Origin of the sequence: Mesorhizobium sp. M1A.F.Ca.IN.020.06.1.1, from assembly GCF_004023265.1 — a bacterium.
Classification (GTDB): domain Bacteria; phylum Pseudomonadota; class Alphaproteobacteria; order Rhizobiales; family Rhizobiaceae; genus Mesorhizobium.
Window position 1 is genome coordinate 1 of the sequence record NZ_RZSR01000028.1, and the last position, 14,982, is coordinate 14,982.

11 protein-coding genes and 1 pseudogene are annotated in these 14,982 nt (G+C 59.3%); all 12 read left to right on the plus strand.

Translation table 11 applies throughout. The annotated features are described in order from the left end of the window. Positions 1-719 precede the first annotated feature (719 nt). The 12 genes and pseudogenes from EOA60_RS02625 to EOA60_RS02685 all read left to right on the plus strand — a co-directional run bounded on the left by EOA60_RS02625 (position 720) and on the right by EOA60_RS02685 (position 14,899). Complete coding sequence (locus tag EOA60_RS02625; RefSeq protein ID WP_063169372.1) at positions 720-1,472, plus strand: carbonic anhydrase; 753 nt, start codon at positions 720-722, stop codon at positions 1,470-1,472. 160 nt (positions 1,473-1,632) lie between these two features. Further along, positions 1,633-1,829, plus strand: a pseudogene (locus EOA60_RS38700) (7-carboxy-7-deazaguanine synthase QueE); the annotation flags it as partial. 1,097 nt (positions 1,830-2,926) lie between these two features. Beyond that, positions 2,927-3,820: a nitrogenase iron protein gene (gene nifH / locus EOA60_RS02640; protein ID WP_024505261.1), complete on the plus strand. Its 894-nt coding sequence runs from the start codon at positions 2,927-2,929 to the stop codon at positions 3,818-3,820. Between the two features lie 87 nt (positions 3,821-3,907). Continuing rightward, the gene (nifD, locus tag EOA60_RS02645) at positions 3,908-5,410 is read left to right on the plus strand and encodes a nitrogenase molybdenum-iron protein alpha chain (RefSeq protein WP_024505262.1); all 1,503 of its coding nucleotides are present in this window, start codon (positions 3,908-3,910) and stop codon (positions 5,408-5,410) included. Positions 5,411-5,539: 129 nt separating this feature from the next. Continuing rightward, positions 5,540-7,081 carry a nitrogenase molybdenum-iron protein subunit beta gene (gene nifK / locus EOA60_RS02650; protein ID WP_024505263.1) on the plus strand — a complete coding sequence of 514 codons (1,542 nt, stop codon included), beginning with the start codon at positions 5,540-5,542 and terminating at the stop codon, positions 7,079-7,081. A gap of 61 nt (positions 7,082-7,142) precedes the next feature. After that, positions 7,143-8,627, plus strand: a complete 1,485-nt coding sequence (gene nifE / locus EOA60_RS02655) for a nitrogenase iron-molybdenum cofactor biosynthesis protein NifE (protein ID WP_024505264.1) — start codon at positions 7,143-7,145, stop codon at positions 8,625-8,627. Between the two features lie 8 nt (positions 8,628-8,635). Further along, on the plus strand, positions 8,636-9,988 hold the full coding sequence (nifN, locus tag EOA60_RS02660) for a nitrogenase iron-molybdenum cofactor biosynthesis protein NifN (RefSeq protein WP_024505265.1): 1,353 nt from the start codon (positions 8,636-8,638) through the stop codon (positions 9,986-9,988). Continuing rightward, the gene (gene nifX / locus EOA60_RS02665; RefSeq protein ID WP_063169371.1) at positions 9,985-10,482 is read left to right on the plus strand and encodes a nitrogen fixation protein NifX; all 498 of its coding nucleotides are present in this window, start codon (positions 9,985-9,987) and stop codon (positions 10,480-10,482) included. The genes nifN and nifX overlap by 4 nt, the downstream gene beginning before the upstream one ends. 16 nt (positions 10,483-10,498) lie before the next feature. Further along, a complete protein-coding gene (locus tag EOA60_RS02670) occupies positions 10,499-10,978 on the plus strand; it encodes a NifX-associated nitrogen fixation protein (RefSeq protein ID WP_024505267.1) in 480 nt (159 codons plus the stop codon). Between the two features lie 107 nt (positions 10,979-11,085). After that, the gene (locus tag EOA60_RS02675; RefSeq protein WP_224571202.1) at positions 11,086-11,790 is read left to right on the plus strand and encodes a response regulator transcription factor; all 705 of its coding nucleotides are present in this window, start codon (positions 11,086-11,088) and stop codon (positions 11,788-11,790) included. 95 nt (positions 11,791-11,885) lie between these two features. Further along, positions 11,886-12,758 (plus strand): universal stress protein, encoded by an 873-nt coding sequence (locus EOA60_RS02680; RefSeq protein WP_063169369.1) that lies wholly within the window; start codon positions 11,886-11,888, stop codon positions 12,756-12,758. An 842-nt stretch (positions 12,759-13,600) separates the two neighbouring features. Continuing rightward, positions 13,601-14,899, plus strand: coding sequence for a SidA/IucD/PvdA family monooxygenase (locus tag EOA60_RS02685; protein WP_128311045.1), 1,299 nt, complete (start codon positions 13,601-13,603; stop codon positions 14,897-14,899). The last annotated feature ends 83 nt before the right edge of the window (positions 14,900-14,982 follow it).

The following is a 14,982-nucleotide window of genomic DNA, read 5'->3' on the forward strand; positions in this document are numbered from 1 at the left end:
CTCTTCGCGTGCCGAGTACAGCCGAGCTTTGTTCGCGTCAGCGGTCTCGCGATTGTGCGGTTGGAAACCGCCCGGACACCCCGCTGCCGGCGTGTGTCACCTTGACTCCGATGAGCTGTCGTCACGCAAAGTTGAAATCCGCAAGAACTGGCCTTCTCGCCCCACCTGCTCCGTCGCAAGCACGTCATCCCCTCATCCTTGTCCAGCTCTTATCGATGTATCTCATTGTCCGGCCTGACGCACGACTGTCAGCATGGGAATGCATCCATTGCGCAAATGCCTTCCATAAAGAAGATCGATTTCCTCATTGGCCCAACGTGAAATATAGCAACGTTTTCGTGGCGTGGGTCGGCTGCGTCGGGAGTAGCGATGAAAACGTATTGGGGTCGCCTGCGTCTCCTTGGGCAGCGAGTGTAAAGTATAGCGATGCGGCCTCCGGCGCGAACGGCAGCCGCGCAGTGATCACCTTCGCCTGTGCCTTTGCGGCGGGGGTCAAGCGCTGGTCTGCTAAAATTTTTTATCGTTTAGCTGGTTGAAACTGCCCCCGCTGCGGGCTGCAGAAGCCGGCCAGCCGAGAAACGGCAGCCGCACTTATGAAAGCACGCCAAGGCGTGCGGGCATCTATCAGTTGCAAAGGACAATACTGGCCGCGCCGATTGGCCATCACGCGTCCATTAGGGCAGCCACCAACATCAGTTCGCAAGAGGAGCAAAAGTAATATGTATCGTCGTCACCTGATCAAAGGGTTGGTTGCGCTCGGCGCATGCCGGATTTGCGTTCAAGCCGCCCAAGCGACCAGTGCCCATTGGGGGTACACCGGTCCGGTCGGACCGGAGCACTGGGCTGATCTGGATAAGGAAAATTTCGTATGCTCTGCCGGCACGCAGCAATCGCCGATCAATATCAACAGCGCGGTCAAGGCGGATATCCCGCATATCGCCATCGGCTGGCACAAGGGCGGCGGCAATATGGTGAACAACGGCCACACCATTCAAATCAATATGCCACAAGGCAGCACGCTGACCCGCGGCGATCGTGTCTACGAACTGGTACAGTTCCATTTCCATGCGCCAAGCGAACATCACGTGGCGGGCAAGAGCTTCCCGATGGAGGTGCATTTCGTTCACAAGGACACGCAAAGTGGTACTCTGGGCGTGCTGGGCGTCTTTTTAACGCCCGGCGCGACAAATGCCAGCTTTGCTGCCCTTGCTGCGGCCTTTCCCGAACTGCCGAATGGGGAGGTGACGATCGACGAGGTGAATCCCAACTGGCTTCTGCCAGCCTCGCTTGGCTATTGGACTTATGAGGGCTCACTGACGACGCCGCCGTGCACCGAAAACGTCGAGTGGATGGTGGCGATGGAACCGGTTGACGTTGATCCGGCAGACATCCAGCGATTTGCCTCACTCTACCCGTCGAACGCGCGCCCTATTCATTCACCCAATCGACGCTTCATCCTGCGCCAGAGTTGAGCGCCGCCCCAGCGGTTCCGCACGGTCCAACATTCTTGGCACAAGTTGGCGCGAAGCCTCCTCTTCCGGTCTGGCGGTCTGACGGCGCTCCCCAAGCTGGCTAGTCTAAATGATAGGGATTCGGTGCCGACACCACTCGTCCCAAATACGTCGCGGCGAGGTTTGTCTGCAACCCGGCAATCACACGCCGCCCCGCCGTGGTAATGAAGACGTCTCTGTCGAGTCCGACGGAATATGATGCGCATGGAACCGCTGGTAGAAAAGGTGACCAGCGACAGGTGGTTCGAAGCCCGCGTCTTGCCGCAGCTGCACGTTCTACTCTGGGGTAACAAGAGGGTAGTGTATACCTTCTCCTAGCTTCGCCGCCAACTACTCGGTTTTCCGAATTGCTCTCTATATTCTTGAAGACGATGCGTTCGTTAAAGACATGTGCTGCGCACCTGGTGTAAAAGCTGCTCTCATCATGCAGAGGTCAAGCCAGTCGGGCTCATCCGAGGCTATGGCCGTGAGCACTGTTCAGTTCGGCAGAGAGGGCGCTTTTGTACACACTTTGCGATCGTGGCGGCCCCGTGGGCAGATCTGCAAGCTGCCGCGACACTAACCTCTCGAAGCCCGCCCGCCCGCCTTTCGTGCAGCTTCCTCTGAACAAAACCACCGCTCGCCCTTCAATAGGTTGATGCGTGTCTCCCAGTAAGATTCCTGTCCAAGAACGTGATAATCTTCTTGCCAGTGTTGTAGCTGATGTTGCCCTTGATGCCGCAGCCTACCGCGGCGGGACCAAACTCAATGGCAAGCAGGCCGGCTAGGATCGTGCAGCCAGTCGCGAGCCTCGCCCACAACGGGGTCTCACGCGCATGAGGGCGCCGACCATGGGTTCGGCGGTTCATACGCGTATAACACGTATCTTTCTGAAAAAATCAATGCTCTCGGCTAAGCTACTGAATTATTTGGCTTCCATATAGCGCGTCGGCGGAACCAACTTGTAGACGGGCTATGAAAGGTTAAGCGCGGATGTCTATCGGCCGCCGGCGTTCCCGCTCTGTAAGCCTGCCTGAACTACCCGCGCCGCGGTCAAGCCCCAGGCTCCTGCTCATCCAGCGACCGCCCGATCAATGGCAGGCTGGAAAGACAAGAGCCGATGTCTTCCGATGGTCTCGCCATCAGCTTTGGGCTAACTTCCCCATTCTCCCGCTTCGAGCTCGACACACGGCGGTTTGGATGGCGCACGACAATCTGTGTCGGCTTTGTCGTGTCCGTGACAGACGCCTGAAAGGCCCGTTCGCGCGTTTTGCCGCCGTCTAAGCGGCTGGAATTTAATGACAAAGTTTCTTCTGGGATCGGCCGATCACGCTGGTACGCTTTTTGCGATGCTTGGTGTGAGGCGGCACGAGCTGCCTATCGGCACTTGTGTCGCGGGCAGTCGCGATAATTAGAACGAAGGAAGGAAAGCTATTATGTCAGGTCTGCGTCAGATCGCCTTTTACGGAAAAGGCGGCATCGGCAAGTCCACCACGTCCCAAAATACGCTCGCTGCCCTTGTCGACCTCGGGCAGAGAATCCTCATCGTAGGATGCGACCCCAAAGCCGATTCCACACGCTTGATCCTGAATTCGAAAGCTCAGGATACCGTCCTGGATCTCGCCGCACAGGAAGGCTCGGTGGAAGACCTCGAACTCCAGGACGTGCTCAAGGTGGGCTACAGAGGCATCAAGTGCGTGGAGTCCGGCGGCCCCGAGCCGGGTGTCGGTTGCGCCGGCCGCGGCGTCATCACCTCGATCAATTTCCTCGAGGAGAATGGCGCTTATGACGATGTCGATTATGTCTCCTATGACGTCCTCGGCGACGTGGTATGCGGCGGCTTCGCCATGCCGATCCGCGAAGGCAAGGCCCAGGAGATCTATATCGTCATGTCCGGCGAGATGATGGCGCTCTATGCCGCCAACAACATCGCCAAGGGCATCCTCAAATATGCCCATTCGGGCGGTGTGCGGCTGGGCGGGCTGATCTGCAATGAACGTCAAACCGACCGCGAACTCGATCTGGCCGAAGCACTGGCTGGCCGATTGAATTCCAAGCTCATCCACTTCGTGCCCCGCGACAACATCGTCCAACATGCCGAACTCAGGAAGATGTCGGTGATCCAGTACGCGCCGGACTCAAAGCAGGCAGGGGAATACCGCGCTCTGGCCGAGAAGATCCACGCCAATTCGGGCCAGGGTACGATCCCGACGCCGATCACCATGGAGGAGCTGGAGGAGATGCTGCTCGACTTCGGCATCATGAAGACCGACGAGCAGATGCTTGCCGAGCTTCACTCCAAGGAAGCGGCGAAGGCGGCGGCCCAGTAGTGACATTAGCGCTGCCATGAATCGGCGCGCCTTGCAGAGAACGGCGCCTATTCTTTGAGGCGTCACCCAACCTTGAAAGGGGGACTCATGAGCCGGGAATACGAGAATGACGGTGCTCTTCATGCGAAGCTTATCGAAGAGGTGCTGTCGCATTATCCCGACAAGGCGGCGAAGCGCCGCAAGAAGCACCTCAACGTCGCAAAGAGCGGCAACGAGGCTGGCGGGGAAAGCGAGGTCCTTTCCGAATGCGACGTCAAATCGAACATCAAGTCCATTCCCGGGGTGATGACGATTCGCGGCTGTGCATATGCTGGTTCGAAAGGCGTGGTGTGGGGGCCAGTCAAGGATATGGTCCATATCTCGCACGGCCCGGTCGGCTGCGGCCAATATTCTTGGTCGCAGCGCCGCAACTACTACGTCGGTACAACGGGCGTCGACACGTTCGGGACAATGCAGTTCACCTCCGATTTCCAGGAGAAGGACATCGTCTTCGGCGGCGACAAGAAGCTGGAACAGATCATTGACGAGATTGAAGTCTTGTTTCCGCTCAACAACGGCATCACCGTGCAGTCCGAATGCCCTATCGGCCTGATTGGCGATGACACCGAGGCCGTTTCTCGCAAAAAGACCAAGGAGTATGACAAGACGATCGTGCCGGTACGCTGCGAGGGCTTCCGCGGCGTCTCGCAGTCGCTTGGCCACCACATCGCCAATGATGCAATCCGGGATTGGGTCTTCGACAAAAAGGATGTCAAGTTCGAGGCCGGCCCCTACGACGTCAACGTCATCGGCGACTACAATATCGGCGGCGATGCCTGGGCCTCGCGCATACTGCTTGAGGAGATAGGGCTGCGCGTGGTTGGCAACTGGTCGGGTGACGCCACACTCGCAGAGATCGAGCGCGCCCCGAAGGCTAAGCTCAATCTTATCCACTGCTACCGGTCGATGAATTACATCTGTCGGCATATGGAGGAAAAGTATGGCGTCGCCTGGATGGAGTACAATTTCTTCGGTCCCTCCCAGATCGAAGCCTCTCTGCGCAACATAGCCAAGCATTTTGGGCCGGAAATCGAGGAGAAGACCGAAAAGGTCATTGCCAAGTACAGGCCGCTTGTTGATGCGGTCATCGCCAAGTACCTGTCGCGCCTGGAAGGAAATACCGTGATGCTCTATGTCGGCGGCCTGCGCCCCCGCCACGTCGTCACGGCCTACGAGGACCTCGGCATGGTCATCGTGGGCACCGGCTATGAATTCGCCCACAGCGACGACTATCAGCGCACCGGCCACTACGTGAAGAACGGCACGCTGATCTACGATGACGTGACCGGCTATGAGTTGGAGAAATTCATCGAAGGGATTCGCCCAAATCTGGTCGGCTCGGGAATCAAAGAAAAATACCCGGTGCAGAAGATGGGCATACCGTTCCGCCAGATGCATTCCTGGGATTATTCAGGCCCGTATCACGGCTACGACGGCTTTGCCATTTTCGCACGTGATGTGGATCTCGCCATTAACAACCCGGTCTGGGACCTATTCCACGCGCCTTGGAAAAGAAGCCGGGGCGATGAGCGGGCGATGGCTGCCGAATAAACATTTGCTTCAGCCCCAGTCTCCCACTGAGACGGTGAACTCCCGCGGCCTCTGATCCGCCGGAGCCTGGAACGTCTTGACGTCCTGAGCTGCCGTCCCGCGCAGCCAGATGCAAAAGAGGTAATCATCATGCCGCAGTCGGCTGAAAAAATTCTCGATCACGCTCCCCTGTTCCGCGAGCCGGAATACAGAAAGATGCTCGCTGAGAAGAAGCTAAACTTCGAATGTCCGCACCCCGATGAAATCGTTTCCGATCAGCGCGATTTCACCCAGACGTGGGAATACCGCGAAAAGAACCTCGCCCGCAAAGCGCTTGTCGTGAACCCGGCCAAGGCCTGCCAGCCGCTGGGTGCGGTATTCGCTGCCGCCGGCTTCGAGCGAACCATGTCCTTCGTCCACGGCAGCCAAGGTTGCGTCGCCTATTACCGCTCGCACCTGTCGCGCCATTTCAAGGAGCCTGCCGCGGCGGTCTCCTCCTCAATGACCGAGGATGCGGCGGTGTTTGGCGGCCTGAAGAACATGGTCGACGGGCTCGCCAACACCTACCAGCTCTACGACCCCAAGATGATTGCCGTGTCGACGACCTGTATGGCAGAGGTCATTGGCGACGACCTGCACAGCTTCATCCAGAACGCCAAGGACGAAGATTCAGTCCCGCGCGACTTCGACGTGCCCTTTGCCCACACCCCGGCCTTCGTTGGCAGTCATGTCGACGGCTATGACAACATGGTCAAAGGCATTTTGGAGCACTTCTGGAAAGGTCAGGAGCGTACGCAAATCGAAGGAACCATCAACATCATTCCGGGCTTCGACGGCTTCTGCGTCGGCAACAACCGGGAGCTCAAGCGCCTGCTCGATGTAATGGGCGTGTCCTATACATTGATCCAGGATGCCTCTGACCAGTTCGATACGCCTTCGGACGGTGAATACCGCATGTATGACGGGGGCACGAAGATCAACGAGGTGAAGAAGGCCCTCAACGCCGAGGCAACGCTTTCGCTGCAGCATCACAACACCCGAAAGACACTGGGCTATTGCGAGGAGGTCGGGCAGGCGACGGCCTCGTTCCACTATCCGCTCGGCGTTCAGGCGACGGACGAATTCCTGATGGAGGTCGCGGCGATTTCCGGCAAGGAGATTCCCGAGGCAATTCGCCTCGAGCGCGGCCGACTGGTAGACGCCATGGCGGACAGCCAATCCTGGCTGCATGGTAAGAAATACGCCATCTACGGTGATCCCGACTTCGTTCACGCAATGGCCCGCTTTGTCATGGAGACCGGCGGCGAGCCAACCCATTGCCTCGCCACCAATGGCACCTCGGCATGGGAAGCCGATTTGAAGAAGCTGCTAGCATCCTCGCCTTTCGGCAAGGCTGCCCAGGTTTGGGCGGGCAAGGACCTGTGGGCGCTGCGCTCGCTGCTCTTTACCGAGCCGGTGGACCTTTTGATCGGCAATTCCTACGGCAAGTACCTGGAGCGCGACACCGGAACGCCGCTGATCCGGCTGATGTTTCCGATCTTCGATCGGCACCATCATCACCGCTTTGCGCTCTTTGGCTACCAGGGCGCGTTGCGCGTGCTGACGACGATCCTCGACAAGATCTTCGACAAACTCGATCGCGAGACGAGCGAGACGGGTGTGACGGATTATTCCTATGACCTCACGCGCTAAGAGCCGTGGCCGGCTTTTCGCCGAGGCCATTCCTTGCCCAATGGACTGGGGAGGCTGAGCGATGTCCTCCCTCAGCGCCAAAATCAAGGACGCCTTCGATGAGCCCGCCTGCGATAAGAACCGTGGCAAAGATGCCAAGGCGCGCAAGGAGGGCTGCTCGAAGTCGCTGACACCAGGGGCGGCAGCCGGCGGCTGCGCCTTTGACGGAGCCAAGATCGTCCTGCAGCCGATCACCGACGTTGCGCATCTGGTCCATGCGCCGCTCGCCTGCGAGGGCAATTCTTGGGACAACCGTGGTGCGGTTTCGTCAGGGCCGACCTTGTGGCGGACAAGCTTCACGACCGACCTCACCGAACTCGACCTGGTGATGGGGCAGGGCGAGCGGAAACTCTTCAAGGCGATCCGCGAGATCAAGCACACATACGCGCCGCCGGCGATCTTCGTCTACTCAACTTGCGTAACGGCGCTGATCGGTGACGACATCGAGGCCGTGTGCAAACGCGCCACGGAAAAGTTCGGTTTGGCCGTGGTGCCGATCAATGCGCCTGGCCTGGCAGGCTCCAAGAACCTCGGCAACAAGCTCGCCGCCGAGGCGTTGCTCGATCATGTCATCGGCACGGTCGAACCCGACGACCCCGGGCCCTACGACATCAACATCCTTGGCGAATTCAACCTCTCGGGCGAATTCTGGCTTGTAAAGCCGCTCCTCGATCGGCTCGGCATCCGGGTGCGCGCCTGCATTCCCGGCGATGCGCGTTACCGCGACATTGCTTCCGCGCACCGCGCCCGGGCGGCAATGATCGTGTGCTCGACCGCGCTGATCAGTCTTGCCCGCAAGATGGAGGAGCGCTGGGACATCCCGTTCTTCGAGGGCTCCTTCTATGGCATCTCCGACACATCGCAAGCTCTTCGCAACCTTGTCAGGCTGCTGGTGAGGAAGGGCGCCGATCCGGAGATCCTCGAGCGCACGGAGACGCTGATCGCGCAGCAGGAGGCGATCGCGTGGAAGAAACTCGAATCCTACCGGCAAAGGCTCCAAGGCAAGCGCGTGCTGCTCAACACAGGCGGTGTGAAGTCCTGGTCGGTTGTCCGTGCGCTGATGGAGATCGGAATCGAGATCGTCGGCACCTCGGTCAAGAAATCTACGGTGCAGGACAAGGAGCGCATCAAACAAGTTCTCAAGCACGACAAGCATATGTTCGAATACATGGCTGCGCGCGAGCTGTACGCCATGCTCTCTGAACACAGGGCCGATATCATGCTGTCGGGCGGTCGCACGCAATTCATTGCGCTCAAGGCCAAGACGCCCTGGCTCGATATCAACCAGGAGCGCCAGCACCCTTATGCCGGCTATGCCGGCATGGTGGAACTCGTACGCCAGATCGACCTCGCCATTCACAATCCGGTCTGGTCTCAGGTGCGCCAGCCGGCCCCGTGGGATTGCCAGCCTGATCTAAAAGACGAACTGCCATGCACGAAGAAGGAGTCCGGGCACCTGTTCGATGAATTCGCCGGCGCGACGGCACACGAGTTCAGCGAGTGTTGAGGCGACCGATGGCCCGCATCCTTCCCCAGACCAAATCCGCGGCGGTGAACCCGCTGAAGTCGTCGCAGCCGCTGGGTGCCGCCTTTGCCTTTCTTGGGGTCGACGGCGCGATGCCGCTGTTCCACGGCAGCCAGGGATGCACAAGCTTCGCGCTCGTGCTCTTCGTACGGCACTTCAAAGAAACGATTCCATTGCAGACAACAGCGATGGATGAGGTGGCGACCATCCTCGGCGCTGCCGACCATCTTGAAGAAGCCATCCTCAACCTCAAGAACCGCACGAAGCCAAAGCTGATCGGGGTGTGCACGACCGCGCTGGTGGAGACGCGTGGCGAAGATTGCGCGAGTGATATTGCGAACATCAAGCTGAAGCACACGCAAGAGCTTGCGGGTACGGAGGTCGTGCTGGCCAACACGCCGGATTTTGACGGCGCGATCGAAGAGGGCTGGGCCAAGGCAGTCACCGCAATGATCAAAGGGATTACAGGCTCGGGCGAACGTGCGCGGCAGCCGAAGAAGATCGCGATCCTGCCCGGATGCAACCTCACTGTCGCCGACATCGAGCATATGCGTGACATGGTTGAAAGCTTTGGGCTCAAGCCGGTTATTCTGCCCGACATTTCAGGCTCGCTCGACGGTACGGTTCCTGACCGCTGGGTAGCGACCACATACGGCGGCACCAGCGTCGAAGACATTCGCGAGTTGGGCACGGCCATGCAATGCATCGCCATCGGTGAGCACATGCGCCGCCCGGCGAAAGCGCTGCACGGGTTGACCGGCGTGCCTTACGTGTTGTTCCAGTCACTGACTGGGCTGCAGGACACGGACCGCTTCGTGTCGCTGCTGTCTGCGATTTCGGGCGCGGCGGTACCGGCCCGCGTGCGCCGGCGCCGGGCGCAATTGCAGGACGCGATGCTCGACGGACATTTCCATTTCGGCGGCAAGAAAATTGCCATCGCTGCCGAACCAGACCAGCTGTTCCAACTTGCGACCTTCTTTGCTGGCCTCGGCTCCGAGATAGCCGCGGCCGTCACAACGACCGACAGGTCTAAAATTCTCGAGAAAGTCCCGGCGGTTTCGGTTCAGATCGGCGATCTCGGCGATCTGGAAAGTCTTGCCGTCGGTGCTGACCTGCTTGTCACGCATTCGCACGGGCGCCAAGCATCGGAGCGGCTCCGAATTCCGCTCATGCGCATCGGGTTCCCGGTCTTCGATCGACTAGGCAGCCAGCACAAGCTCGCAATTCTCTATCAGGGCACCCGCGACATGATCTTCGAGGTCGCCAGCATCTTCCAGGCCAACCAACACGCGCCCACTCCTGAGGCGCTTGATCCACTCCGTAATCGAGAAATATCACGATGAACGCTGTTCGCCGCCTCTCGCTGGTCAGTAGTGAGGTTTTCGCCCCGATGCCTGAACGACGTAAGGGCGCATTGCGCGTTGCGATCGCCACTCAGGACATGCAGGACCTCAACGCCCATTTCGGGTCGGCCAGGCGCTTTGCTGTCTACGACGTGACGCGCGAGGAATGGAATCTCGTAGAAGCCGTGGCCTTCGATGACGTGTCCGATGAAAGCGGGGAGCATCGGGCCGAGCGCGATGATCGCATCACGCCAAAGGTGGATGCGCTCAAGGGCTGTCAGATCCTGTTTTGTCTGGCAATTGGCGGCCCTTCGGCAGCCAAGCTTGTCGCGGCAAAAATCCACCCGATCAAAGTGGCGGAGCCCCAATCGATCCCACAGGTGCTCTTGCGCACGCAGATGATGCTCAGGACGTGTCCTCCGCCTTGGCTGCGCAAGGTGCTGGCGCGAGCGGGCATTGCCGAAAAGAAACCGTCCTTCGAGGACGAGGACTGAAAAGAGGAGGACGCCAATGCCTGACCCCGCAATCCCCCCAGCTGTCGCCGAAGACGAGGCGGCTCTTTGCACCCCGTTCGTCAAATGCCTCGTGCGGCTGATCCGTTCTCAGGATTCCTATGGCTCGTGGGAACGCAAAGCGGACGCTGAGCTGCTGGGCGACTTCATCATTACCAAGGAACAGCGCCGAGGGATCCCAATCATCGGAGATCCCGATCCCGACGTGCTGTGGAGGCTCGACAAGTACTACGCCGCCATCGGGCTTGCGATCGAGGAGCGCTGCGGCCTTATGGCATCGCCGATGATCCAGGTGAGCCATGAGGGTTTTGGTCGGGTGCTTTTCACGACCGGACGGCTGGTCGTTTTGTCCAAAACGCTGCGCGATGTCCACCGGTTTGGCTTCGAGACGCTCCTGAAGCTCGCCACGGCCGGTACGAAGCTGGTCGACGATGCGATTTCAGTCATCGAAACCTTTCCCCACGTGGCGCTGGCATGATGGGCGCGATTTTCGAGAAAGGCCATCATGACGGACCCGAGAAACTATGTTGGCCAGTCCCCTCGATCCAGGGACTCGAGGCCGACCAGGTTGTTGGGGTATCGCCGATGAAGAAGCCGCTGGTCCTGATCTGCTCGCAAGATGCCGAGTTCTATCTGCTCTACAGCCACATACTGGAGGTTGACGGTTTCAGCAGTGAGACGGCAGACGGCGCGAAGGCTGCGCTGGCCTTGGCCGAACAACGGGAGCTTCAGGCCGTAGTGCTGGATTGCGACCCAGCCAGCATAAACGGGTCCGCAATTTGCGCCCACCTCAAGCGGGAACCGCGCACCACCGACCTGCCTATCATCGCCCTGATCGCGCCTGGCGCCGAGCACCAGCACCTCGATCTCTTGAAGGCAGGCGTTGAGAGCTTTGTGCGGCCGGTGGCTCCGGCCAAGCTGCTCGACTGCCTGCGGGCGAGGCTCGGGCTGACCAAGCGTGGTCCGAACGGGGTTGAAAACGACAGTTGGATTTGTTGTGGAGGCCTGGAGATGAAGCTCGATGCCCATCGGGTTCGCGGTAATGGCCACGACATCCATCTCGGACGGATCGATTTCAACGTGCTGCGGCTTATGATTGAGGCCCCCGGCAAGGTCTTCAGCCGGGACGAGCTTATCGGGGCGGCCTGGCTGCCCAACATTCATGTCGGTGCACGCACCGTCGATGTCCATATCAGCCGAATCAGGAGGGCGCTGAAAACGGCCTTGCCCGGCAGCGTCATTCGCACCGTCAGGTCGGCCGGCTACTCGCTCGAGAAGCCGGACGACTGAAATCGGTGATCGAACGTGGTGCCGCTCTCTCTTCCTCCTGAGAGCGGTGTTGCCGCTTTGAGGCGCTCCTAACGAAGACCAGGAGAAGCAGGCAAATGGAATTTAAAAGCATATTCAGTGTGACGGGTGCTGATCATTCTGATGAGGACCTCACAACAGCTGCCGGACTGTGTGCCGAGGTCGGCGCGCACCTATCGGTACTCATTATACCGCCTCCATTGCTCTTGATGTCGTCTCCGCCCCCCGAATGGAATACAGGACGTGCACAGGCAATTGCAGTACCGAACTATCGATTTCAGCAAATCGAGAAATTTTCACAGGACGTGACCAGAATGGAAAGACGGTCCGCGGATATCCTCAAAAGGCTGAAAGCTATGTCGCTTTCCTGTGACGTTGACACCGACTATTGCGATCCGGCTAGCCTCGGTGAAGTGGCACGACAGCGGGCGCTCTGCGCTGACCTGACGATCGTTGGAGGAGACCTCCTCAACGATGAGACTCTCGGACCTCCTGTTGTCAACGGCTGCTTGTTCGATAGCGGAAAGCCGGTGCTCATCGTGCCGAAGGGCGTTAAGGCGACGCTGTCGCCTCGACGCGTGCTGGTCGGCTGGGATTCGCGTGTAGAGGCCTCGCGTGCGGTTCGGGAAGCTCTTAGTATCCTATCCGCTGCCAAGGAAGTCTGTGTCGCTATGGTCGATCCAAAGGCGCAAAACAACGGGAAAGGCGCGCAGTCTGGAGCTGACATCGCTGCCTATCTTACTCGGCACGGTGCTCGGGTCTCCGTTGACCTGCTTAAGAGCGCCGGCAAATCGGCGGGCACAGTGCTGACCCAGCACGCGAACGACATCTGTGCTGACATGATGGTTATGGGTGCTTATGGCAGCCGTGGGCTGCGTGAGCGGATTTTCGGCGGTCCGCCGAGCTGGAGCTTTGGGAAGACCACATTGCCGCTGTTTTTGGCTCGCTGATCAGCTCCGTAGGAACACCGATCAGGTCGTAGGACCGCCAACCAGTCCGAAGTCGTCGTCGGTTACCGGTCGGATTGCGGAGACATGGCTGGATCCGCGAACATCTTGCGACGCTTGTCAGAGCCAAACCGGACGCCTCGACTGCTTCACGACGCTCTCGTGAACCAACTCGTGCGAGATCGTCCGCAACGGGCAGTAAAGACGAACGGCTGCAGCAGACCGCAGCCAAGCCACAGGGCGGGTGTACCAGGAGACCCCGCCTCGTGCGCGAACCCTGTTGGAAGGCCCCTTATCAGTACCCGGACGCGCGTCAAATCGGCGGCTGTCCCTGTCAGCCTGCGGTGTGCAAGGGCCGCTGCCGCGGAGCTTCCCCTGCCCGATCGTCGGGCGTGCGACAATGTCGGATTCCAGACGAGCTGGAACTGCGCGAACTCGTTGGTTTGACAGGTCTTTATCCGGCACGCCGCATGCATGGGAGTCTCCGAAAGCATTAAGAGCCGTTATCCATGGTTACGCCCCTCGAAAGAAAGAGCCGCTTCCGTCGTGGCAGGGAAACAGCCACTCCTGGGGTGGAGGCCGGCGCTAGAAGCCGCCGTAAGATCCGGAAGAGCCGCGCGACAGCATCACACACTTTCCTTCTGCTCTTGGGTTCGGATCACGCCGCGCCGCTGTCGATGCCGCCGACATTGAGCCCAAGACCTGGAAGGCGGCACACGCTTTTGCTGTCCTCTCAGTCGGGACCGCGGCTCAAGCATGCCTGTGAGGTTCGCATTGCTCAATGCCCGGCAATCGACGTCAACATGCCGCTGAGTTGGAAAACACTCCTAGAGGAGTAAGGATAAGTGGACCTCTTTTGTATTGGTGTGGGTGCTGGACCATCTAATTTGAGCCTTGCGTGTCAGATACAGGAAGAGATTGCGCAAGGGGCACTGTTCCTGGACCGGGAGGTCGATTTCCGAGGACATCCAGGCAGCGCTTTCGATTGCGCGGAGCTCCAGGTCGGCCACTTCCAGGATCTGGTTACTCTGGTCAATCCGCGATCAGCCTACACATTCGTAAACTACCTCCACGAGAACGGGCGTCTTTACAATTTCCTCAATGCGCAATTTCACGGGGTGCTTAGAGCCGAGTTCGCCCAATATCTCAACTGGGCGTTCCAGAAGAATCCGCTTGTCCGTGGCGGCGAGGCCGTTCGCGAAATCCGCTTTGACGGCGAGTTTCGCGTGCGGACGGACAACGCGGTCCTTGATGCAAGAAACCTCGTCATCGACATAGGCAAGCAGGCGCAAATTCCGCCTCAGTTTCATGGCTGGACTGGACCCAACCTGTTCCACTCATCTGAGTTGGCCCACATCAATCCTGAGGTGCAAAAAAAGCATGTCTGCGTTGTTGGCGGCGGACAGTCGGGAGCCGAGCTGCTACTGCACCTTGTCGGCCGGCCGAAAGAACGGCGGCCCGCGGCGATCACATGGGTCTTGACGCGCGAGATGCCTTTCGACGACCACGCGTTCACAAACGGGCTGTTCACGCCATGCTTCTCGGATCGCTTTGCTGCGATGAGCGAGGTGCATCGACAGCTGTGCCTGCGGCGTTTCGCGCTTGCCTCCGAGGGCATTTCAGAAAGCAAGTTGCGCGCGGTCTATCAGGCGCTCTACCACCACGCCTTTCTCGAGCCACACCAATGCGAGATCACATTGCGGCCAAGTTGCAACGTGTCGCGCTGCATCAATGCCGGAGCAGGGCACAGGCTCACGCTGCAACGCGGCTTGGACAACATCGGAGAAGTAACCGCCGATATCGTCATCCTGGCCACCGGGTACGAGAAACCGCTGCCGGGTTTCCTAGAACCGATCGCAGATCGCCTCGAACAGATCGGCAATGAGCTCGCCATCGGCGAGGATTTTTCGGTGTACTGGGACGGACCGCGAGACCGACGCCTTTTCGTTCAGAACGCCTGCCTTGGACAGCGCGGGCTGGCTGATCCGAACTTTGGGCTGCTGGCCTGGCGAGCGCGCCGCATCCTTGACAGCCTTCTGCGGCGCGCGCCATGCGCCAATCCCGAGCATCTAGGGTTCATCAACCGTCCCTTGACGGAGTGCTGGCCCGACCTCGGAGTCGAACAAATGGGCAGCGGGATATGATTCGTCGATATTGATGATCGGCGGTGGCATTCAGGAAAGATTTCCGCCTCTGGCGGCAAAAGCGGGACGAGTAATATTCCTAC

Bases quoted from the DNA above. Each gene is read 5' to 3' on its own strand.
- EOA60_RS02625 (WP_063169372.1), top strand. From the start codon at position 720: ATGTATCGTCGTCACCTGATCAAAGGGTTGGTTGCGCTCGGCGCATGC.
- nifH (WP_024505261.1), top strand. From the start codon at position 2,927: ATGTCAGGTCTGCGTCAGATCGCCTTTTACGGAAAAGGCGGCATCGGC.
- nifD (WP_024505262.1), top strand. From the start codon at position 3,908: ATGAGCCGGGAATACGAGAATGACGGTGCTCTTCATGCGAAGCTTATC.
- nifK (WP_024505263.1), top strand. From the start codon at position 5,540: ATGCCGCAGTCGGCTGAAAAAATTCTCGATCACGCTCCCCTGTTCCGC.
- nifE (WP_024505264.1), top strand. From the start codon at position 7,143: ATGTCCTCCCTCAGCGCCAAAATCAAGGACGCCTTCGATGAGCCCGCC.
- nifN (WP_024505265.1), top strand. From the start codon at position 8,636: ATGGCCCGCATCCTTCCCCAGACCAAATCCGCGGCGGTGAACCCGCTG.
- nifX (WP_063169371.1), top strand. From the start codon at position 9,985: ATGAACGCTGTTCGCCGCCTCTCGCTGGTCAGTAGTGAGGTTTTCGCC.
- EOA60_RS02670 (WP_024505267.1), top strand. From the start codon at position 10,499: ATGCCTGACCCCGCAATCCCCCCAGCTGTCGCCGAAGACGAGGCGGCT.
- EOA60_RS02675 (WP_224571202.1), top strand. From the start codon at position 11,086: ATGAAGAAGCCGCTGGTCCTGATCTGCTCGCAAGATGCCGAGTTCTAT.
- EOA60_RS02680 (WP_063169369.1), top strand. From the start codon at position 11,886: ATGGAATTTAAAAGCATATTCAGTGTGACGGGTGCTGATCATTCTGAT.